The organism is Elizabethkingia occulta (assembly GCF_002023715.1).
Classification (GTDB): domain Bacteria; phylum Bacteroidota; class Bacteroidia; order Flavobacteriales; family Weeksellaceae; genus Elizabethkingia; species Elizabethkingia occulta.
This window is the reverse complement of record NZ_MAHX01000020.1, coordinates 40,262-61,759: the sequence shown is the minus strand read 5'-3', so window position 1 is coordinate 61,759 and position 21,498 is coordinate 40,262. Positions and strand designations below refer to the sequence as shown.

Annotated in this window: 19 protein-coding genes and 1 other RNA gene; 6 read left to right on the top strand and 14 right to left on the bottom strand. The window is 35.2% G+C overall.

Annotation, left to right across the window (positions count from 1 at the left end; genetic code table 11):
• Positions 1–6: 6 nt before the first annotated feature.
• The 8 genes from BAZ10_RS16340 to BAZ10_RS16305 all read right to left on the bottom strand — a co-directional run bounded on the left by BAZ10_RS16340 (position 7) and on the right by BAZ10_RS16305 (position 10,264).
• Complete coding sequence (locus tag BAZ10_RS16340) at positions 7–2,829, bottom strand: SusC/RagA family TonB-linked outer membrane protein (RefSeq protein WP_078772938.1); 2,823 nt, start codon at positions 2,827–2,829, stop codon at positions 7–9.
• Between the two features lie 167 nt (positions 2,830–2,996).
• Positions 2,997–3,605 carry a hypothetical protein gene (locus tag BAZ10_RS16335; protein ID WP_245803847.1) on the bottom strand — a complete coding sequence of 203 codons (609 nt, stop codon included), beginning with the start codon at positions 3,603–3,605 and terminating at the stop codon, positions 2,997–2,999.
• A 37-nt stretch (positions 3,606–3,642) separates the two neighbouring features.
• Positions 3,643–4,290, bottom strand: a complete 648-nt coding sequence (locus tag BAZ10_RS16330) for an HD domain-containing protein (protein WP_078772936.1) — start codon at positions 4,288–4,290, stop codon at positions 3,643–3,645.
• A 336-nt stretch (positions 4,291–4,626) separates the two neighbouring features.
• The gene (locus BAZ10_RS16325) at positions 4,627–5,466 is read right to left on the bottom strand and encodes an alpha/beta hydrolase family protein (RefSeq protein WP_078772935.1); all 840 of its coding nucleotides are present in this window, start codon (positions 5,464–5,466) and stop codon (positions 4,627–4,629) included.
• A 91-nt stretch (positions 5,467–5,557) separates the two neighbouring features.
• Complete coding sequence (locus tag BAZ10_RS16320; RefSeq protein WP_078772934.1) at positions 5,558–6,448, bottom strand: ribokinase; 891 nt, start codon at positions 6,446–6,448, stop codon at positions 5,558–5,560.
• A gap of 28 nt (positions 6,449–6,476) precedes the next feature.
• Positions 6,477–7,118, bottom strand: a complete 642-nt coding sequence (locus BAZ10_RS16315; RefSeq protein WP_078772933.1) for a DUF4241 domain-containing protein — start codon at positions 7,116–7,118, stop codon at positions 6,477–6,479.
• A gap of 208 nt (positions 7,119–7,326) precedes the next feature.
• Entirely contained in the window at positions 7,327–7,545 is a 219-nt protein-coding gene (locus BAZ10_RS19450; protein WP_311316305.1) for a GIY-YIG nuclease family protein, read from the bottom strand.
• A 103-nt stretch (positions 7,546–7,648) separates the two neighbouring features.
• Positions 7,649–10,264 carry a valine--tRNA ligase gene (locus tag BAZ10_RS16305; RefSeq protein ID WP_078772932.1) on the bottom strand — a complete coding sequence of 872 codons (2,616 nt, stop codon included), beginning with the start codon at positions 10,262–10,264 and terminating at the stop codon, positions 7,649–7,651.
• 129 nt (positions 10,265–10,393) lie between these two features.
• Between BAZ10_RS16305 and BAZ10_RS16300 the strand changes: the two genes are divergently transcribed.
• The 3 genes from BAZ10_RS16300 to BAZ10_RS16290 all read left to right on the top strand — a co-directional run bounded on the left by BAZ10_RS16300 (position 10,394) and on the right by BAZ10_RS16290 (position 13,133).
• Positions 10,394–10,771, top strand: coding sequence for a DUF1573 domain-containing protein (locus BAZ10_RS16300; protein ID WP_078772931.1), 378 nt, complete (start codon positions 10,394–10,396; stop codon positions 10,769–10,771).
• A gap of 95 nt (positions 10,772–10,866) precedes the next feature.
• Positions 10,867–12,120 (top strand): winged helix-turn-helix domain-containing protein, encoded by a 1,254-nt coding sequence (locus BAZ10_RS16295; protein WP_245803846.1) that lies wholly within the window; start codon positions 10,867–10,869, stop codon positions 12,118–12,120.
• 143 nt (positions 12,121–12,263) lie between these two features.
• The gene (locus tag BAZ10_RS16290; protein ID WP_078772929.1) at positions 12,264–13,133 is read left to right on the top strand and encodes a polyphosphate kinase 2 family protein; all 870 of its coding nucleotides are present in this window, start codon (positions 12,264–12,266) and stop codon (positions 13,131–13,133) included.
• On the opposite strand, the gene rnpB is transcribed toward BAZ10_RS16290, so the two are convergent.
• An RNA gene (rnpB, locus tag BAZ10_RS16285) (RNase P RNA component class A) lies at positions 13,132–13,440 on the bottom strand. The two genes, BAZ10_RS16290 and rnpB, sit on opposite strands and share 2 nt — an antisense overlap.
• 188 nt (positions 13,441–13,628) lie before the next feature.
• Between rnpB and BAZ10_RS16280 the strand changes: the two genes are divergently transcribed.
• Together BAZ10_RS16280 and BAZ10_RS16275 are read left to right on the top strand one after the other, a co-directional pair.
• Entirely contained in the window at positions 13,629–14,123 is a 495-nt protein-coding gene (locus BAZ10_RS16280) for an RNA polymerase sigma factor (protein ID WP_078772928.1), read from the top strand.
• Positions 14,113–14,787 (top strand): hypothetical protein, encoded by a 675-nt coding sequence (locus tag BAZ10_RS16275; protein ID WP_009086299.1) that lies wholly within the window; start codon positions 14,113–14,115, stop codon positions 14,785–14,787. Before BAZ10_RS16280 ends, BAZ10_RS16275 begins: the two co-directional genes overlap by 11 nt.
• Positions 14,788–14,816: 29 nt before the next feature.
• Here the strand turns inward: BAZ10_RS16275 and rpoN are convergent, their stop codons facing one another.
• The 4 genes from rpoN to BAZ10_RS16255 form a co-directional block, all read right to left on the bottom strand.
• Positions 14,817–16,280 carry an RNA polymerase factor sigma-54 gene (gene rpoN, locus BAZ10_RS16270; protein ID WP_078772927.1) on the bottom strand — a complete coding sequence of 488 codons (1,464 nt, stop codon included), beginning with the start codon at positions 16,278–16,280 and terminating at the stop codon, positions 14,817–14,819.
• A gap of 152 nt (positions 16,281–16,432) precedes the next feature.
• Positions 16,433–17,881, bottom strand: a complete 1,449-nt coding sequence (gene asnS, locus BAZ10_RS16265; RefSeq protein WP_078772926.1) for an asparagine--tRNA ligase — start codon at positions 17,879–17,881, stop codon at positions 16,433–16,435.
• Between the two features lie 74 nt (positions 17,882–17,955).
• Complete coding sequence (locus tag BAZ10_RS16260; RefSeq protein WP_078772925.1) at positions 17,956–18,537, bottom strand: CDP-alcohol phosphatidyltransferase family protein; 582 nt, start codon at positions 18,535–18,537, stop codon at positions 17,956–17,958.
• A 16-nt stretch (positions 18,538–18,553) separates the two neighbouring features.
• Positions 18,554–19,126 carry an alpha-crystallin domain-containing protein gene (locus BAZ10_RS16255; protein ID WP_245803845.1) on the bottom strand — a complete coding sequence of 191 codons (573 nt, stop codon included), beginning with the start codon at positions 19,124–19,126 and terminating at the stop codon, positions 18,554–18,556.
• Between the two features lie 104 nt (positions 19,127–19,230).
• On the opposite strand from BAZ10_RS16255, the gene BAZ10_RS16250 reads away from it, so the two are divergent.
• The gene (locus BAZ10_RS16250; RefSeq protein ID WP_078772924.1) at positions 19,231–20,166 is read left to right on the top strand and encodes a helix-turn-helix domain-containing protein; all 936 of its coding nucleotides are present in this window, start codon (positions 19,231–19,233) and stop codon (positions 20,164–20,166) included.
• 780 nt (positions 20,167–20,946) lie between these two features.
• On the opposite strand, the gene rimM is transcribed toward BAZ10_RS16250, so the two are convergent.
• Positions 20,947–21,489, bottom strand: coding sequence for a ribosome maturation factor RimM (gene rimM / locus BAZ10_RS16245; RefSeq protein ID WP_059156612.1), 543 nt, complete (start codon positions 21,487–21,489; stop codon positions 20,947–20,949).
• Positions 21,490–21,498 lie beyond the last annotated feature (9 nt).

Below are 21,498 nucleotides of genomic sequence, written 5' to 3'. Positions count from 1 at the left end.
CTTTAATTAAAAGGTTAGGTTCATACCAAAAGTATAAATCGCCGAAATCGGATAGATATTATTATCAATACCCATCTGTACTCTGTCACTGTTCATAATCTCCGGAGAGAATCCATTGTATTTGAAGCTTGTCCACGGGTTTTGTGCACTGAAATACAATCTTAGTTTCTGAACAGATAACTGCTTCGTAAACTCTTTAGGCAGTGTATAACCTAACTGAATATTTCTGATTCTGAAGAAACTTCCATCTTCAACAAAGAAACTACTTGGCAATATAATTGCCTGATTATTTGTTGTCATTGGATAAGAATTGGAAGTTCCTGCCCCCTGCCATCTGTTTTTGTAGAAATCCAAATCCCAGTTTTCGTTTCCGTAACGCTGTTCCCTGTTATAATTATAAATCTTATTACCCTGAACCCCCTGGAAATCCATTGCAAAATCGAAATCGTACACACTAAGATTAAATCCAAAACCATAAGTATATTTTGGAATCGGACTTCCTAAGAACGTTTTATCTCTGGCATCAATAACTCCATTACCATCTAAGTCTGCAAATCTGAATCCTCCGACTGCAGCATTTGTCTGCTGTGGAGCCCCATTAATATCAGACTGATTCTGGAAAACTCCCGCTACCTGATAACCATAGTAAGATCCTACAGGCTGCCCTGTTTGCAATCTTATAATAGTACTACCAAATAAGTGTGCACCTGGTTCATTATAAGAATCCAGATAAACACTTGTTATCTTATTTTTAATCGTTGTAATATTAGCATAAACACCCAATCTGATATTTTCACTGATTTTAGTATCATAATTTACAGATGCTTCAAAACCTCTGTTATTAAATGAATAAGCATTTGTTATGTACTCAGCCCAGTTACTTGCTCCTGAAATTGAAGGCTGGTTGATAGCATATACTACATTTTTGGAATCCTTATCAAAATACGTTGCTTCAATTTTTAATTTATTATTCAGCAATGCCATTTCCACCCCAACATCACGACCTGTTGTCGTTTCCCAGTCTATATCAGGATTAACAATTTTAGTTACTGTTTCTGCAGGATTTCCTATACCTCCAAAATAAGCTCCTGAGTTAATGATAGTTGTAAGTTTATCATATCCTCTTGTTATATCTGGATTCCCCAATTTCCCCCAACTGGCTCTTAACTTCAACAGGTTAAAAAGGTTCTGATTGCTCATAAAACCTTCTTTACTGATTACCCATCCTACACTCACCGCAGGGAAAGTTTTAAATCTGTTATTGGAAGAGAAACCTGTTGCCCCATCTCTACGGATAGAAGCATTCACTAAATATTTACCTGCATAATCATAGTTTAATCTTCCAAACAAAGACTCTATACGAGTTTTGTAAGGCTCCATACCAACCTCTTTATTGGAGGTAAAGGTTACCAAATCGGTACCATTAGTCGTTACTAAATCTTTATCGCTTCCGGTATAAGGAACGTTCAATACTTTAGTATAAACTCCGCGGTAATAGCGTTGAGAACGTGAGAAACCTCCTAAAACTTCAAAATGATGTTGATTAAAGTTGTTTTTCCATGATAAAATATTATCCCACACATAATCCTGGCCTCTTGTGTCTCTCGTTATAAGATTTGATGGTATTGCTGGTTTATTCGGATTATAATCACTAATCGCTGTATATTCATATTTATACAGATTCGTATTATCTATGGTATAACTAGCTTTAAAACTAAAATCTTTTAAGAATTTGACTTCTCCCCAAATATTATTTAAAATTCTGTCCTGTTTATCTTTGGATCTGAATAAATCAAGTACAGCTCTTGGGTTTGCCGCAGAAATAAGTGAAAAATAGTCATAGTTATTAATCGCTGGATTTATTGGATAATAAACCGGAGGAGCTGAATAAGCTGTTAATAAAGGATTATTAGCATTATTCGTATTAATATGTGACCAAGTAAAGTTGTTACCTATGGAAATATTATCATTAATTTTATAAGTAAGATTTAACCTAGTGTTGAGTCTTTTAAAATTATTTCCGGAGCTTACTCCCCTTCCTGCTGCCAAAGTTCCGCCATCATCTAAATAGCCTATACTAGCAAAATAATTAAGCTTTTTTCCTATATTCCCTGATGCAGAAAGATCATTCGAGCTGATAAATCCAGTTTTCAGTACTTCATCAAACCAATTGGTATTTGCAGGATAATTTGCTCTTGAAATAAATTTGGTAGGATCAGTAACTCCTTCATTTCTTAGCTTTTCATTATAAAGCTCTACATACTGATCTGAATTAGCCATTTTAGGAACATTGGTTACCGTTTTAACGCCTATATAAGAGCTAAAATTGAATACCGTTTTATTTTTTCCTGATTTAGTTTTGATAATAACCGCACCATTACTAGCTCGGGCTCCAAAAATCGCTAAGCTGGATGGATCTTTCAGAATACTCATTGATTCTACATCCTGTGGATTAAGGAAAGAGATATCATCTGTAATCATTCCATCAACAATAAATACTGTCTTTCCGGAAAGGGAACTAATTCCCCGAATATCTACTCTGGGGGATCCTCCGGGAGCTCCAGAGTTCTGAATCTGAACCCCTGCAACTTTTCCCTGAATGGAACTAATTGGATTGGGATTAGGTTTATCCGCAAGATCTTTGGCACTAACCACGCCAATACTTCCGGTAACATTTTCCTTCTTCTGACTACCATAACCAATCATAACTACCTCTTCAATAGCCTTTTCCTTGGTCACAGTATCACTTTTTTTGGTTTGAGCATGTACGTCGGCACTAAAATAAAAGGCCGCTACAAGGCACGAAACCTGTAACACTTTTTTGTTCATACTAATTCTTCTTTACTTTAACTTACATTCAATTGTCTCCAAAAAAGACTATATCAAATATATATTAATTTCTCTTAACATTACAACAACTTTTTTTAACATTTTATTATAAAAAAAATAAAAACCCCTTAAAAAAGGGGTTTTATATTGTTCTGTAAGCCAAATAATTAATGTTCCACTCTGAGTGTTCTCTTACGAAGAAGCAGTACCAGATTAAGGAATATAAGAAGAAAATCTAAAGTAATCCAGATAGCTTCTGTAACCGTATCATTAACATAAACATTCACTTTTTTGATACCCAAATCTGACAAGCGCTGACTTTGATTAATGTAATTTCGTACTTCTACCAGCTGATCTTCATTTTTGTTTACAACAGCATGTTGAGAAAAATATACCAGCTTTTTCTTCCCAATAAAGCCCATTAACCAATATTCATCGGAATTTTTCACATTAAAATATTCTATCCTGTAATATCCGGATCTTATAGTGCCTAAATGATTGACAACATCTCCTGCTTCCGGGCTTTTATTTATTCTTACTGTATAAAAATCTATCGGCTGCTGCAAGTTATTAATGATTTGCACCGACAATGAATTATCTGTAAGCCTCGGAAAGCTTTTTTTGAAAAACCACCAGCTAAAGAAAGCAATACCTCCGATAGTAATAACCCAGCGAAGTATTTTTATAGAAATTGCCAATCTCCCCGTTCTTATTGTGGATAACAATAACGAAAGGCAAAGAAATATAAAGAGTATTATGGTAATAGCGTACATCATAATTTTCAACAAAAATAAGATTTTCTGTGGAATAGCTCTACACTACTGCATTCCATTCGTCATAAAATTGCTGTAGAAAGTTTTCCATATACTGGTGTCTTACTGCTGCCATTTTTTTTCCTGTATCAGTATTCATCATTCCTTCCAACAATAGAAGTTTTTCATAAAAATGATTTATGGTAGTACCTGAAGATTTCTTGTATTCTTCTTTTGACAAATTAAGCCTTGGCTCTTCCCCGGGAATATGGATAGGATTATTTTTAAAACCGCCGAAATTGAAAACCCTTGCAATTCCTATTGCCCCGATAGCATCCAGACGATCTGCATCCTGAACAACCTGTAATTCTATAGGCTTTTCTTTTGGCGCCTCATTTCTATTTTTAAATGATATATTTCTGATAATAAAGATTACCTGCTGAATAGTATCTTCGTCTACATTCTGACTTTCTAAAAATGCTTTTGCTGTATCCGGGCCTATGTTTTCATCACCATTATGAAATTTAGGATCCGCGATATCGTGTAATAATGCTCCTAACTCAACAACTTCCGTATTACATTTTTCTGTCTCGGCAATCTTATGAGAAAGTTTCCATACTCTTTCAATATGAAACCAGTCATGTCCAGCTTCTGCTCCTTCAAGTTTTTTCTTTACAAATTCAATTGTTTTAGAAATTAAATCGCTCATGAATTAAATTTTATTGTTTGATTATCAATTACCGGAAATATAAATTTTACTGTTAAAAACAGATTAAAAACCCAATACTTTTTTTTAAACACTTTAGCGAAAAGCTATTTATTACAACAGTTCCCTTCAGAAAACATAAAAATTTAAAAAACCAAAGATTTTAAATTTAGGTAAACTCTCTATATATGTCTTAGAACACCCATCATAGGTACCTTAAGTGTATTTATTGAACCAGCTACTAGCGGTTTGAGATTAGATTTAAAAATCCATTTAGACCACAACAAATATACATTGTAGCCTTGAAAAAACAGAATATAATGATCGAAAATTGTCTGGTTATGTTATTTCGTTCAGGATAATTTTCCACAATTTCCGATTATAGCTGCGGAAAAAATTGATGTGTCCTATTTCTCCTTTTTCAGATTCCGACACCTTTATCAGTCGGTACGTAGGTTTCATATTCGGATAAGTATCATTCAGCAGGCTCTTAACTCCTTTTTCTGTTAGCCATACATCATCCTCAGCACGAATTACAAATACCTTATGATTAAGATTTTCAGCAAAGCTTTCTGTACGCTCCAGAAGTTTATTCGTAGATTTTTTATTCAGAATTAATTTTCTCCAATCGAAAGCATTTCCTTTTGGCAGACTTTCTCCCAACCCAAACCATTGCGCCGGAAAATAGCCGAATAATCTTGTGATTAAAGGTTGTACAACTCCAAAGCCCAGATAAGCCTCAATTCTGGTCTTCCATTTAAGATTTCCAACATATGCATTCTGGGTTCCAACAAAAATAAATTTCTCAAACATTTCCGAATCAGCATTCATACCCAGTATTAGAGCCCCTACAGAATGTCCCAAACAATATTTCTGATAATCAGAAAAATTTTCTTTAATATAAGCAGTAATAACTCCAAAATCTTCTTTACCCCATAAAATAGCATCGGAATTGAAGTTACGCATGTCTGAAGGTTTAGAGAGTCCTATCCCCCGATAATCATAGGTAATGACAGTAAAGGAATTCTCAGCAAAGTATTGGGCAATACCAAAATAAACCTGCTGCTTTACTCCTGTTGCAGAATTAATTAGTAATAATTTACCATTACTTGTATCGGGTTGAAAAAGATGAGCTATAATATTGACGCCATCACGGGTTTTCAGAATTACTTCCTTCATATCTTTGGTAAAAGAAAAAATCCACTTAAAGGTGGATTTTTATTCTCAATATAATATATTTTATTCAGACTTTCTGTATGCAGTAAATAGCTTAAAAACTGAAATCTTTCAAATATGGCAATCCCTTCTGAGAACCTTTATTAGCAGATGCTTTCAAAGACACCTCATTACCAAATCTTACACATTCATCTATTTCATTTCCATGGCAAAGAGCAATTGCAAAACCTGAAGTAAATGCATCTCCCATCCCCATTTTATATGCAATAGTATCCGGTGCGTTACGATAGTACTTCATTTCCTCTCCATTAAAATAAACTGTAGAGTTAGTATCGTCGCGAATAAATAATTTATTCGGTAGTTTTTTCAGGACTTTATCACGTCCTTCTTCTCCGAATACAACAGACAAATCATTACTTTTAATTACAATAAAATTTGCTTTCTCTGCAATATCTTCTCCTATAAACTTTGCAGGTGAAGCATAAAGCCCAATTCTGGTATTATGCTTTTTGCAAATTTCAAAAAGATATTCCACTACCTCAACCGGAATTTCCAACTGCGTTAATACTATATCCGCTTCAGCAATTTCTGCTTCAGCTTTGTCTATATCAGCTGTAGTTATAAAATTATTAGCAGCCGGTGCAACTATAATACTGATCTTGCCATGCGCAGAAGTAACATAGGCCGTACCAGTAGGATAATCGGAATTTTCCTCTACAAAATTGACGTTTACACCTTCATTTACAAGATTTTCCAGTACATGCTTGCCGTTAGTATCTTTACCAACACATCCTACAAAATATACCTTTGCTCCTAACCTGCTGGCTCCTACAGCCTGATTAGCACCCTTTCCACCAAAGAAATTTTCGGTTTGGGTAGCCAGTACTGTTTCATTGATACGCGGATGATGCTCGGTTGTAAGCACCAAATCTATTGATGAACTTCCTACTACTACAATTTTGGGTATATGATTTGAAAATTTCATTATAATACTATCAAAAAAATTTCAAGGACTAATCTACTACTATTTCAATAAATTCGGTAATTAATTTTACAGGAATGCCATTTACATCATAGGCTATATAACTCGCATAGAAGCCTTCTCCGAATCCAGCTTCAAAGGCAAAAATGTTATTAGTTTTATCCGAGTAAGGTTTTAGTAGTGTATATTGGTGTACTGCACCATCTTGCTCATAAAAATGCTCATGGAAAAACTCTGCATAAATTCCTTCAAAATCATCTGCTTTTTTCTCAAACATTTCCTGTTCCAAAGCATTGAGCAACTTTTGAGTTTCATAGTCCATAAAACAGCCCATTCCGCTTTCTACAGGATATCCGAATACTTCTCCTTCGGCTAAATCTTTTACGTTCTGCCCTTTTGTTGTTGCCAGTTTCCAATCTGTAATCTTAGCTTCCTGAAATACGACTTCAGCATAAGCAACACAATTACTTTCTCTTTCTTTATGGATGTTTACAGCAAATTCCCCTGTTGGAAATTGTTGATCAAAAGCCTCCTTATCTGGTGTAATCAGTGGATCACTGGCCACAATTTCTCCTGTAGTAATTACCAGTTTTCCTGCATCAAAACTTTCCAGCAATGGTGACTCTACAAAATTCTTAGAAAAAAGCTTCTGTATGTTTTCTATATGATTCATTACGATTCAATAATAATTAAAGATAATGTTTATTTACAACTATCCCGCCAAAATTATTCAGCAAAATTGTCAGGCTGAGCCAGAGTCGAAGTCTTCTTTATCTTTTTGATAGTTAATAAAGTGTGTATTGTTCATGCAAGCGGATAATTCTTTAAGTTTATTAAAATTTTCATCTATCAAAGCTTCTTTCTTTTTTCTACTCCAGCCTTTAAAATAAAATTGCATCATTTATATCTGAAAATACACAATAGTAAACTAATCTAACAGGTCTACGATTATGTGTATAACTTTTGGGATTATATCCTGATTCATGTTGTTGCAAGCGTTGTAACAAATCTCTTGTAACTCCTGTATAATAGGAGTTATCTGCACACTTAATAATATAAACATAATACTCTTTCAATATCCGACTATTAATCAGGAACATGAAAGAAATTTACAAAATATTTTATGATAAAAAAAAACGCTTCGACTTCGCTCAGCGTGACACAAAGTCTACACTTTACTAAGTCGAAACATTTTTATAATTTTTAAAGAGTTTTCAGTTTCTCTTCCAATAATGTTATTTTATCCTGAGCATCTTTTTGTTTTTTCAGCTCATTATCTACAACTTGTTGTGGAGCTCCAGCCATGAATTTTTCATTACTAAGCTTCTTTTCAACGGAGATAAGGAAACCTTTCAGATACTTCAGCTCTTCTTCTGTCTTGGTTTTCTCCTCACCCAGATCAAGATTCTCGCTTAACGGGATAGAACACTCCACTGCACCTACAAGGAATGTAAAGCTTGGTTTATCCGTTTTTTGCGCATAATGAATCTCCGAAACATTAGCCAGTTTTTTGATAACAGCTTCATTTTCGAACCGAGAAATATTAGTATAAACCTCAACTTCTTCTCTTGGAGAAATACCTTTGCTCTGGCGGTAGTTTCTTACTCCTGAAACGATTTCCTTCGATTGCTCGAAGTTTTTAAGAACATCAGCGTCAAAAGCTGTTTCCTTATTTTGTTGGGTAATAATTAGCGCTTCAGAAGTTTGTCTCTCTGCAATCGCCTGCCAAATCTCTTCTGTCAGGAATGGCATGAAAGGATGCAAGAACTTCATTAGATTTCCGAAGAACTCTATTGTTTTGTCATATACCTGCTGACTGATAGCCTCCCCATAGTTTGGTTTTACAATTTCCAGGTACCATGAGCAGAAATCGTCCCAAACTAATTTATACAATAAATGTAATGCATCAGAAATTCTGAACTTCTCAAACTGGTCATTAATTGCAGCAACGGTCTTATTGAATTCTGCTTCAAACCATTCGATAGCTTGTGCACTTTCCTCAGAAATCTCTTTATCCTCTTTCTTCCAGTTTTGTGTCAGCTTGAACGCATTCCAAATTTTAGTTGCAAAATTACGTCCCTGAAGCATTAAATCTTCATCGAACATAAGGTCATTACCTGCCGCCGAGCTTAACAAAATCCCTACTCTTACACCATCAGAACCATATTTATCCATTAGTTCAATCGGATCCGGAGAGTTTCCTAAAGATTTAGACATCTTACGACGCTGTTTATCTCTTACAATTCCGGTAAAGTATACATTTTTAAACGGAACCTGGTTTTTGAATTCTAATCCGGCCATAATCATACGGGCTACCCAGAAGAAGATAATGTCTGGTCCAGTTACCAAATCCGAAGTCGGATAGTAATAATTGATATCTTTATTGTCTGGTTCAGTAATACCATCGAATACTGACATTGGCCATAACCATGCAGAGAACCATGTATCTAATGCATCTTCATCCTGTCTTAGGTTATCAGTTGTTAGTTCTGCATTACCCGTTTTTTGTTTTGCAAGTTCTAATGCTGCTTCAATCGTTTCAGCAACTACAAAATCGTTCTCACCAGATGCATAATAATAGGCCGGAATTCTGTGCCCCCACCATAGCTGGCGGGATATATTCCAGTCGTGTACATTCTCCATCCAGTGTCTATAGGTATTCTTGAATTTCTCCGGATAGAATTTAACTTCATCATCCATTACAACATCCAACGCAGGCTTTGCCATTTCACTCATCTTCAGGAACCACTGTACAGAGATTTTCGGCTCTATTACGGCTCCTGTTCTTTCGGATGTACCTACTTTATTCAGATAGTCTTCAGATTTCAAAAAAAGACCTTTTTCTTCAAGCTCTTTCGCAATTTCTTTTCTTACTGTAAATCTGTCTTTGCCTTGATAGTGCTTCCCGTTTTCATTAAGAACAGCATTATCGTCCATAGAGTCTATAATCTCTAACTGGTGACGCTGGCCAATTTCGTAGTCATTGATATCATGAGCCGGAGTAATCTTCAATGCTCCGGTACCAAATTCTATATCAACATAATCGTCTTCAATAATAGGAACTTCACGCCCTACAATTGGTACAATTACTTTTTTACCTTTCAGATGTGTATAACGTTCGTCATTAGGATTGATACATACAGCAGTATCGCCAAATATTGTTTCCGGACGTGTTGTAGCAACTGTAAGGAACTCATCTGAACCTACGATCTGATATTTCAGGAAATATAATTTACCGTTTTGCTCTTTATAGATTACCTCCTCATCAGAGATATTTGTTTTTGCTTCCGGATCCCAGTTTACCATTTTATAACCACGGTAAACAAGTCCTTTATTATAAAGATCCACGAATACTTTGATAACTGCTTTAGACAGATCATCTTCCATTGTGAAACGGGTTCTGTCCCAGTCACAAGAGCATCCTAATTTTTTTAACTGCTCCAGAATTGTTCCACCATATTGGTGCGTCCAGTCCCAGGCATGCTCTAAAAACTTCTCGCGCCCGATATCCTGCTTAGAAATTCCCTCAGCTTTCAATTTAGCTACTACTTTAGCTTCTGTAGCAATAGAAGCATGATCTGTTCCGGGAACCCAGCATGCATTATAACCACGCATACGTGCACGACGAACTAGTACATCCTGTAATGTATTATTAAGCATATGCCCCATGTGCAAAATCCCTGTCACATTTGGAGGTGGTATGACGACAGTATATGGCTCTCTTTCATCTGGCTCGGAATGAAAAAATTTATTTTCCTGCCAATATTGGTACCACTTTTGTTCTGCTTGTTGCGGATTGTACTTGTCGGAAATTTCCATTAGTTTGATAATTAATGTTTTTATGAGATAAGTTGCAAAAATACGGGAAAGGAGATGAAAATAAAAACTCAGTACCAAATAATTGACTAATTTTGTTATTTAAACTAACCTTATAAAAATTCATTCGAAATGAAAAAATTATTTTTAGGATTGTTTTTAACTGGTGCATTTGCAGCAGTTTCTGCTCAGTCTATAGCCTTTGACAAAACGACATTAGAATATGGTGACATTGCACAGAACTCAAACGGAGAAAGGTTCTTCACCATCACCAATACAGGAGACAAGCCTCTTATCCTTACAAATGTAAAAGCTTCTTGCGGATGTACAACACCACAATGGAGTAAGGATCCTATCCTTCCGGGGAAAAGTGCAAAACTAAAAGTTGGCTATGACACTAAATTTACAGGAACTTTTAAAAAGCTAATCGAGGTTTATTCCAATGATCCGGAAAGCCAGAGAAGCGTAATCTGGATTGCAGGAAACGTAACTCCTTCTAACAAAAAGTAAAAGAAACCAGAGATAAGAAAAACACCTTGATTAAGGTGTTTTTTTATTTTCAGTAATATGATATTCTAAGTCCGATTTTTTCTACTGACATATTGTTGTCACAATTGTATTTTAGCTTTGCTAAACAGCGGACAAAAGAAAATATGAAAAAAACACTGACACTACAGGATCTTCAACTAATAACATTAGAAAGCCAGGGATTGGCTCAAACTCCTATATTCGGAACAGGCAAGAATGCTGTACTCAATGCTTTGGAACATCTCGGCTACGTACAAATAGATACTTTATCAGTCGTTGAGCGTGCTCATCATCATACTTTATGGTCAAGAATAGATGATTACAAAACAAATTATCTGGACGATTTGCTAAAAGAGCGCAAAATATTTGAATATTGGTTTCACGCAGCATCATATCTCCCTATGAAAGACTACCGGTATGCTTTACCCCAAATGTTGAGTTTCAAAAATAATCAATCTCAGTATTATAATGCCGATCCCAAAGTCATGCAATATGTAATAGATACTATTCGCACTGAAGATCCCAAAAAAGCTAAAGATTTCGAGAATGAGAAAAAAACCGCAGGAAGCTGGTGGAATTGGAAACCTGCAAAACTTGCCCTTGAAAGACTTTTTATGCAAGGTGATCTCATGATTAGCGGCCGCGATGGTATGCAGAAAATATATGATATTAGTGAAAGGGTATTGCCTGAAACGATTGACTTAACAATGCCAACTCCCACTGAACTTGCAGAATATCTGGTCAAAACACATCTTCGTGCCTATGGACTCACTACCCTAAAGCAAATAACCCACCTTAGATCAGACTCTATTTTAAGAAAAAACGTGGAACAAGTCCTACAATCGATGGTTGAGGATAAAATAATACAAAAAACAGAAACCACCGGGATTTCTCCAATGTACATCCGCAAGGATTTAATCGAAAAAGAAACAGACTCTTCTTCCTCAGAAATTAAACTTTTATCTCCTTTTGATAACTCACTTATCCATCGCGACCGTTTTAAACAACTTTTCAATTTTGATTTTCGTCTTGAATGTTATTTACCTAAAGAAAAAAGGCAATATGGATATTTCTGTTTACCTATTTTATACGGAAATACATTTATTGGCAGGGTCGACTGTAAGGCGCATAGAAGCATTAAAAAGCTTGAGCTTATAAACATGCATATTGAGAATACCAATATCGATATTGAATCATGGATTGGAGTTTTTGCCGAAGCTATAGAACGCTTTGCCAGTTTTAATGGATGTAATTCTATAACATTAACAAAAGTCAGCCCTTCAAAATACACTAAGCTACTGAAGCAAGCACTAAGTGGCTATAAAATCTGAGTGTTACTACTTCTCAAAAATATTATTTCCATTACAGATACTCTATTTACTCATAAAAAAGAATATTCAATATCACCTCCAAACCTCTAATTTCAAAGTATTTCTTAAAAAATATTTTTATCTTTATATAAATACAAAAATATATGAGTAAAGATTTGAACGACTTTATTGCTGAAGACAAATTTTCTATAAAAAAAACATCAACCCGATACGAGGGTAAAATGACCAAAGACGAAGGAATAACTTTACTGGATGAAGAAAAAAAGAAACTTCATAAGCTTCAGGAAAAGTTATATGCAGACGGAAGCAAGTCTCTTCTGATTATCATTCAGGCTATGGATGCTGCAGGAAAAGACAGTCTTATAGAACATGTTATGAGTGGTATTAATCCACAAGGTTGTCAGGTTACCAGTTTTAAAACACCAAGCTCAAAAGAATATACACACGATTTTCTATGGAGGCATTATCTTGCACTACCTGAAAAGGGAAAAATTGGAATTTTCAACCGTTCTCATTATGAAAGTGTTCTGATTTGCAAGGTACATCCGGAATACAATCTGGGTGAGAAAGTATGGAAAGATGTTAAAGACTTTGACGATAAATTCTGGAACAACCGCTACGAAAGTATCCGTAATTTTGAAAAGCACCTATCCGAAAATGGAACAAAAGTCATAAAGTTTTTCCTTCATGTTTCTAAAGATGAACAGAAAAAGCGTCTCTTAGACCGCATTAATGAACCGGAAAAAAATTGGAAGTTTTCCTCAGGCGACCTTAAAGAAAGGGCCCTTTGGGATAAATATCAAAAGGCTTATGAAGAAGCCATTAACGAAACATCTACAGAATATGCACCTTGGCATATATTACCAGCCGATAATAAATGGTTTACAAGACTTACTGCCTGTCAGATTATAACACAGACTCTGGAAAAAATGGATTTAAAGTTTCCTGTCCTTAGTGATGAAGAAGCCAGTGAATTGGAAGCCTCTAAGACCAGTCTGGAAAACGAAAAATAAAAAGACAAGCGCTATAAGCCGGATTCTGTATCCCGCTCCCTTGGGAGCGGGATGCCTGTTATTTATCTGCCCGTACCGTTGCCGATACGATGTAGCTGCTTACCCCCCGGCATTGGACGAGCCGCCCTTAATTGCCGGTATACATAGCATTGCACCACATAGAGTTTACCTGGTTTCACTACAGCCGAACTGTACTTGCTTTCTGTTGCACTTGTCCTACCCTCACGGATGACGGCCATTAACCGCTATGCTGCCCTATGGTGTCCGGACTTTCCTACCCTTACGGATCAACAGGCCGCGCTTGTCGGCTGCAAAGATATAGTTTTCCTCTCAATTAAACAGTCGGGACAACGAATTACAAAATCTAAAGATTGTAATTGTATTCATTATTTCACAAAAACTATAAAGTATCAGTCACAAACTGGCAAGTAATTATGTCTTTTTTTCTATCTTCGTGAAAAAATTTCACCATTCATCACTTTCTGAAAAAAATAAATGTCACAGAAGGAAAAAGATTTCTCTAAACTGGTTAAAGAAAACCAAGGCCTGATCATTAAAGTGGCAAGGATGTATACCAACACGCCCGATGATCAGCAAGATCTTTTTCAGGAAATCGTGTTACAATTGTGGCGTTCTTACGACACATTCAAAGGAAACTCTAAAATATCAACCTGGATGTATCGTGTAGCACTTAATACAGCCATTACATTATTCAGAAAGACAACCAGAACTGTTAAAACCGATGAACTGGCAGATTTTCATCAGCCAATAGACGATGATAATGATGATAACCAGCAACAAATAACCCTGCTTTATAAAGTTATTAAAATGCTGGGAGATATTGACAGAGCTATTGTAATGATGTATCTGGACGATATACCTTATAAAGATATTGCTGAAAATATTGGGATTACAGAAGTGAATGCCCGTGTAAAGATGAACCGATTGAAAAAAACTCTAAAAGACTTAATGACCCAACATGCAGAATGATTTTGACATAGACCAACTGAAAAATGCCTGGCAAAAACAGGAAACAGGCCCTAAGTATCAGGATTCGGAGATATTGGAAATCTTGAATAAGAAATCGCGTAATTATGTGAAATTTATTTTCTGGGTCAGCGTTGCTGAATTTGCACTTTTCCTTATCCTTAATATTTCTGCGTGGCTACGTCATGAGAACGGAGATGCTTATTTCACTCAGCTTTCTCAGCTGGGAATACAGATTAACGAAAATGTAAAAGCAACTTTCCACAACATCTACTTTGTATTTAAAATGATCAGCCTTCTCATAATTCTTTTCTATGTCTGGGTTTTCTTCCGAAAATATAAAAAGATAGATGTAGAAAGTAATCTTAAAAGTTTTATCCTGCAGATTATTTCTTTCAAGAAATCGGTTAATCGTTTTATACTGGTTAATATTTTGTTTTTACTGTGCTTCTTGCTACTCATCACTTTGTTCCCGGTAATCTATATACAACAACAGCATATACAGATTAGTGATAGTAAATATGCCGGCTTTATTGTAGGAATTATTATTTCCTGTATTGTATGTGTACTGCTAATATTATTATACTACAAGCTTATTTACGGCATATTGATGAAAAAGCTTTCTAGAAATCTTCAACAATTGAAAAATATCGAAAACGAACAATAAAAAAAGCGCTGAATTCAGCGCTTTTTATTTTATAATTCTTTTCTTAATCTTGCTACCGGAATATTTAGCTGCTCTCTGTATTTAGCAATAGTACGTCGGGCAATATTGTATCCCTTATCTTTCAGCATTCCTACCAATGCATCGTCGGTATAAGGTTTTCTTTTATTTTCCTTGTCTATAATATCCTGCAAATGATTTTTAATCTCTTTCGTGGAAACCTCTTCACCGTCATCATTTGTAAGACTATCCGAGAAAAGATTCTTCAGATAAACGATACCGTTAGGTGTATCTGCATATTTACTTTTCACTACACGAGAGATTGTAGAAATATCAAAACCTGTAATATCTGCCACATCTTTCAAGATCATTGGCTTTATACTTTTATCATCTCCGGTAATAAAATAATCTTTCTGTAACCTTATAATAGCATTAATGGTCTGCATCAATGTATTCTGACGCTGGTTAATAGCATCTATATACCATTTTGCAGCATCCAGCTTTTGCTTGATAAACAAGGCTGCCTGCTTATGCTCCTGAGATGTTTTATCGTGTGAGTAAGTTGTTAAAATCTCTTTATACTCATCTGAAACACGTAGCTGAGGAGCATTCTTACTATTAAGTGCGGCTGTAACTTTTCCGTCCTTTACATTAATGACAAAATCCGGAATAATTTCCTGATTGATTGTAATTGTCTGCGTATCGAAATTACCACCTACTTTAGGAGATAACTTGGATATCTCATCAAGCGCATCTTTCAGATCGTCCTCTTCTACGTCATACTTATGCATGATTTTGTTATAATGCTTGTTACTTAAAGCATCAAACTGGTGAAGCAGAATATTATGTGCCAATGACACTGCCGGATTTCCGCTTACTTTTTTCTCAATCTGGAGCAGAAGGCATTCTTTCAGATCTCTTGCTGCTACTCCTGGCGGGTCCAGTTTTTGTACATAATTGGTTAATACATCTTCAACATTTTCAGGTGTTGTATATATTCCTAATGAAAAAGCCATATCGTTAACCAGAGACTTTATATCTCTTCTCAGATAACCGTCGTTATCGAGGTTACCTATAATATATTCTGCTATTTTCAAATCCTCTTCGCCAATCTTCGTCAATCGGATCTGCTCTATAAGATAATCGTACAAAGACTGTCCTTCAGTAAGCAAAGATTGGTTATCGAATTCCTCATCGTCCGGCGAATAGTTACTCGCCGCAGTTTTATAAGAAGGTTCGTCATCAAACAGGTATTCATTTACATCGAAATCAGTTTCTATAGACTCCGTTCCTTCATCATCGTAACTACTATCAATATCCGAATAATCATCTTCCTTAGCCTCGTCCACAGCTTTTTCCAGCGCCGGATTTTCTTCCAGCTCCCGTTGTAATTCTTCTTCAAATTCAAGAGTATGAAGCTGGATAAGCTTCATCAACTGAATTTGTTGTGGTGCCATTTTCTGGCCAAGTTTTATCTGTAAATTTTGTTTCAGCATAGGTATTTCTACTTAACTACATTGTAGATTAACTCTACGAAATTAAACATTTTTATTTTAAAAAAAATAAAACTGCACGATTTTTGCTGTTGAAATTCGTTTTCATAAAAAGACCCTTAGAGAAATCTCTAAGGGCTTTTTATTTATTATCTTTAGAATTCTGCGCTCTTAGGCGTTCTTGGGAAAGGAATCACATCACGGATGTTGGTCATTCCTGTAACAAAAAGAACTAATCTTTCCAGTCCTAAACCAAATCCTGAATGTGGAACAGAACCAAACTTACGGGTATCTAAATACCACCAAAGTTCTTCCTGATCTACATGCATATCCTCCATTTTCTTCTTCAGAACATCTAATCTCTCTTCTCTCTGAGAACCTCCGATAATCTCACCAATACCAGGGAAAAGAACATCCATAGCAGCTACAGTTTTGTTATCTTCATTCAGACGCATGTAGAATGCTTTAATCTCTGCAGGGTAATCAAATAGCACTACAGGACATTCAAAATGCTTTTCAACAAGGTATCTTTCATGTTCAGACTGAAGGTCTGTACCCCATTTTTCAACAGGATATACAAATTTTCCTTTTTTATTTTCTTTCGAGTTCAAAAGAATGTCGATTGCTTCAGTATAGCTTACACGCTTAAATCTCTTTGCAACTACATTTTCCAACTTCTCGATAAGGCCTTCTTTTGCTCTTTCCTTTTCTGGTTTTTGCTTTTGCTCTTCAGCAAAACGCTTATCCAGGAATTCTAAATCGTCCTTACATTTATCTAAAACATACTGAATTACATATTTTAAGAAATCTTCAGCGAGGTCAATGTTATCTTCCAGGTTATTAAAAGCTACCTCAGGCTCTACCATCCAGAATTCTGCAAGGTGACGTGTTGTATTAGAGTTTTCTGCACGGAAAGTAGGCCCGAATGTATAAATTCTTCCTAATCCCATTGCTGCAGTTTCTCCTTCCAACTGTCCTGAAACAGTAAGGTTAGTTTTTCTTCCGAAGAAATCCTGTGTATAATCTATAACACCTTCTTCTGTTCTTGGAATATTATCCAGATCAAAATTGGTAACACCGAACATTTCTCCCGCACCTTCAGCATCTGCTCCTGTAATCACAGGTGTATTCAGATAGAAAAACTGTCTGTCGTTGAAGAAAGAGTGAATCGCAAAGCTAACAGCATGACGTACTCTGAAAACAGCACCAAATAAGTTGGTTCTAAATCTTAGATGAGCTTGTTCACGAAGTTTTTCCAAGCTATGCTTCTTTGGTTGAAGTATAGTACTTTGCAATTCTTCTGTAAAGTTATCCCCAAGTACAACAATTTTCTTAGCAATAATTTCAACCGTCTGTCCGGCTCCTTGACTTTCCACCACTTCGCCAACAATTTTCAGTGAAGAAGCAGTATTTATATTCTTGATAAGATTCTCATCAAAATTTTCGAAATCAACTACGATTTGCAAATTATTGATTGTTGAACCATCGTTTAAGGCAATAAACCTGTTTGAACGAAACGCACGTACCCACCCATACACGGTGATATCGTGATGCAAGAATTTTTTGTAATTTTCTAAAACTTCTTTAATTGTCTGCTTATGCATGATGTAAAAATTAACGTTTGCAAAGTTAAGAAAATTATATAGTTCTTTGGGCTTTAGCCGTTCAGATAAATGTTCTATTTAATATCTTTTCCTTTTCGGATTTGCCAAGCATGATAAGAACTTGGTACATCATGCTGCCATTTCGGAAGAAATAAAACAATAAGAATAACATCCAGATGTGATACAAACCCTAAAATAATAGCCAGGTAAAAAAAGAATCCTGCCTGTTGAAAGCCTATTAAACCAGTAAATGCGAACAATAAACTCAATCCCCATAGCTTGGATAGGAAAGCATGTGTACAGGTTTCTTTTCCAAACTTGCCAAGGCTTATTATATAACACAAAGCCTCCATTATAAAAATTAACGCAATACCTCCCCAGTGTTCTTTTATCAATTCAGGATTCAGCAGATAAGTTGCAAAACCAATACACAACCAGAAAATTAAATCGGTCTGACTATCCAATCGCCGAAGTTTTTCCGAGAACACTCCCGTTTTCCGGGCGATAATACCATCGAAAATATCAGTAAACAGACCCAAATACATTAGTATTAGAAGCAGTATTCGCAATTCATCTCGTTTTAAATAGGCAAGAATTAAAATAACCAGAGCAAGGATAAACCGAGTTACAATCAGAATATAAGGTATATTTTTCATGACTTTACATTCACAATTATTGAATTCTCTTATATTTCTCCGCATAATTAATACTATAGCCAGCCCACATAATAAACAATGCAGCTCCTGAGTTTTCATAATAATCCTGTATTAAAAGATGATTATCTTTTGTAAGCCCTATCCTCGACTGAAAATTTTGACAACCTCCAAGCAAATAGGGAATTCCATGGCATTCTGATGTATAATTTTCCAATAGAAGCAATCCATTTTTTAGTTTTGCATTATGTTTAAAAACATATCTCACAGAATCATTCTTTGTCAGCTTAAACTCTAGTTTATAGGCTTTATTTTTAGCTAAAGGTTTTAGTATTATTTTTACCTCATCAATCTCTTCAGATTTCACTTTGCCTTTCTGATTCAACATTTTAGAAAACCCTTCTGCTTTTTCAGATTTATTCAGGCTCGAATTAATATGTTCATATCCTTCGGAATAGTATTTCCCTTCTATCAAATTCACATTATCCTTTGTTATAACCGTCAAATCATCTTTTATCATTTTCTTACTGAAACTGACACAAGAACCCAAGATCAGACATAGTACCAGTAATAATATCACAGAATTTTTCATTGCTTTATATTTTTAAATTATACTCCAAAGCTAAATGTGAAAATCACAATACTAAATGTGGAAAAGCATTAATAAAAATTATACATTTGTGAAAAACGCAAATTATGTATCAGGAATATTTACTGAAAGAAATCCGTAAAAAGATTGGTGAAAAATCTTTGAATGATGAAATCGCTAATATTCTCAACATTAGTTATGACGCTGCACACAGAAGATCTTCATCAAAGGCAAAATTTAGCTTTGAAGAAGCACTTGAGCTGGCAAAACATTACCAGATTTCTCTGGATCAGTTTCTGGGCGCAGAAAATCAAATGGTTGTAAAGCGGACCCAACCAATAAAAACAACTAACGATTTACTAAGTTATTTTGAGAACTCGCTCAAGATGCTTCATGTCTTTCAGGAAAATGAGAACTCACAGGTATACTATTCTGCAAAAGACATCCCGTTTTTTTATACAATTTCAGATTCTATTCTATCAAAATTTAAGTTTTATGTCTGGATAAATCTGCTGAATCAGGATCAATTTCTAAGCCCGTTCAGTGAATTCAGTCTACAACACCATTCTGGCAAAAATGAGGCTCTGAAAGAGTTTTATGAACAGCAAAATGTTACTGAAATATGGAACGAAACAACAATTAACAGTATCCTTCAGCAAGTCTCTTTTTATCATGAAATCAGAATGCTGAATACCACAACTGTATTACAAATTCTGGAAGAATTACAGGAGCTGATTACAAATCTGGAACAGAAAACATTGCAGAACCCCAACTTTCAGATCTATGTAAACGACCTTGTTATTCTGAACAATAGTATTCTTTTTAAAAATGGGAAACAAAGCTCTTACTTTCTTCCTTTCAATATGTTTGGCTATATTATGATGAATGATCCCGCAGTTTGTGCAGAAACATTAAGCTATTTTGAACATCAGATTAAAAATTCAAAGTCACTAAATACTTCCGGCAACAGAGACAGGAAAGCATTCTTTAATTTGATGCTGGAAAAAATTGAAAAATTGAAGGAAATGATTAAGCTGAAATAATCCCGGATCAGTAATAAAATCTGGAGAAGCATGACTATATTAATTTTGAGACTAGTATTCCACTAAAATAGCATCCCTTAGGAATACACTGATTGCTGATATAGGATCAGTTACATTTTTCTGGGGAGATACAGAGAAAATATTCACTGCTGTGAGATAGTATTCCCCTGGAATACTTACTTTCTGATGCACCTGTTTTTTTACACAGATCAGGCTCCTCCGGAGCATTTTCTGATTTGTTGTATTATGAAATATGGCTCATCATAATGAATAAGGAGCTTTATCTCTATAGATTATAATTTATGAAAATTCACGGCGTTCCAGAGGAACGCTATCTTAATTCTTAATAAAGAAGGTGAATCTCATTCAGATAAAAAATCGAAAACTTTAGAATGCAGATTAGAGGAGTAAAAGACAAAGAATTTTTCTTATTCAGATTAGCACAATTTTCACCTGATCCCTTTTTTCTATTCAGATTAACTCAACTTTTTACGTAGTCCTTACTTTTGTGCCTGATCCCTGATATATTTATTTTTAAAATTAACTTATCCATATATACTCAGCTTTTCGCATTAGTGGATAAAAATCAAACGCTATAAGTTTCGGAAACCTACGATGTTTTAATATTTTGCATTCATTACTTCCTTTTCGGAACCTTTTCTACAACTAAGAAAACCTTGTCCGGATTATTATTGAACCTAACAAGGTTTAATACTGCATTTATAATTAAGGATATAGTAAAAAAAATGACCGAAATTTCTTCCGATCATTATCTTATAATTACTCATCTTTCTTTGAAGAGGTTGTAAACACATCCAGAAGCCCTTCCGGCAACTGCATTGTCATAACTTTTTCTTCTCGATCCAGAGCAATAATCCAGTCTTTAATTATAGGAACAACAACTTCTTTATCATTAAGTACCAAAATGAAATAGTGTTGCGCAGTCTGATCATTTACAGAACGGATAAGACCGTAAGATTTCCCTTCGGTATCTTTAATCTCATAACCAACAATTTCGTGGTAATAGAATTGTTTTCCGGATAGTTTTGGCAGGGATGAAAGAGGTTGGTATACCTCCTTTCCGATCACCTGATCTACCAAAGCTTCGTTAGAGTTTTTAAACAGGATATTTAAAGAATCACCTTTACTCCATGACAGTTTATCAACAAAAAACGGAACCAATAGTCCATTGATTTCAATGAACATTGATTCCATTTTACTGTAAAATTCGGGTTGATCGGTATCCATTTTCAGGATTACGTTGCCCGAAAGGCCATGTCTGCGGGTAATTCTACCAAGAAAATAACATTCTTCTTTACGCATCAGGCAAAT

Coding starts and splice junctions, on each gene's coding strand:
- BAZ10_RS16340 (WP_078772938.1), bottom strand. CDS start 2,829: ATGAACAAAAAAGTGTTACAGGTTTCGTGCCTTGTAGCGGCCTTTTAT.
- BAZ10_RS16335 (WP_245803847.1), bottom strand. CDS start 3,605: ATGATGTACGCTATTACCATAATACTCTTTATATTTCTTTGCCTTTCG.
- BAZ10_RS16330 (WP_078772936.1), bottom strand. CDS start 4,290: ATGAGCGATTTAATTTCTAAAACAATTGAATTTGTAAAGAAAAAACTT.
- BAZ10_RS16325 (WP_078772935.1), bottom strand. CDS start 5,466: ATGAAGGAAGTAATTCTGAAAACCCGTGATGGCGTCAATATTATAGCT.
- BAZ10_RS16320 (WP_078772934.1), bottom strand. CDS start 6,448: ATGAAATTTTCAAATCATATACCCAAAATTGTAGTAGTAGGAAGTTCA.
- BAZ10_RS16315 (WP_078772933.1), bottom strand. CDS start 7,118: ATGAATCATATAGAAAACATACAGAAGCTTTTTTCTAAGAATTTTGTA.
- BAZ10_RS19450 (WP_311316305.1), bottom strand. CDS start 7,545: ATGTTCCTGATTAATAGTCGGATATTGAAAGAGTATTATGTTTATATT.
- BAZ10_RS16305 (WP_078772932.1), bottom strand. CDS start 10,264: ATGGAAATTTCCGACAAGTACAATCCGCAACAAGCAGAACAAAAGTGG.
- BAZ10_RS16300 (WP_078772931.1), top strand. CDS start 10,394: ATGAAAAAATTATTTTTAGGATTGTTTTTAACTGGTGCATTTGCAGCA.
- BAZ10_RS16290 (WP_078772929.1), top strand. CDS start 12,264: ATGAGTAAAGATTTGAACGACTTTATTGCTGAAGACAAATTTTCTATA.
- BAZ10_RS16280 (WP_078772928.1), top strand. CDS start 13,629: ATGTCACAGAAGGAAAAAGATTTCTCTAAACTGGTTAAAGAAAACCAA.
- BAZ10_RS16275 (WP_009086299.1), top strand. CDS start 14,113: ATGCAGAATGATTTTGACATAGACCAACTGAAAAATGCCTGGCAAAAA.
- rpoN (WP_078772927.1), bottom strand. CDS start 16,280: ATGCTGAAACAAAATTTACAGATAAAACTTGGCCAGAAAATGGCACCA.
- asnS (WP_078772926.1), bottom strand. CDS start 17,881: ATGCATAAGCAGACAATTAAAGAAGTTTTAGAAAATTACAAAAAATTC.
- BAZ10_RS16260 (WP_078772925.1), bottom strand. CDS start 18,537: ATGAAAAATATACCTTATATTCTGATTGTAACTCGGTTTATCCTTGCT.
- BAZ10_RS16255 (WP_245803845.1), bottom strand. CDS start 19,126: ATGAAAAATTCTGTGATATTATTACTGGTACTATGTCTGATCTTGGGT.
- BAZ10_RS16250 (WP_078772924.1), top strand. CDS start 19,231: ATGTATCAGGAATATTTACTGAAAGAAATCCGTAAAAAGATTGGTGAA.
- rimM (WP_059156612.1), bottom strand. CDS start 21,489: ATGCGTAAAGAAGAATGTTATTTTCTTGGTAGAATTACCCGCAGACAT.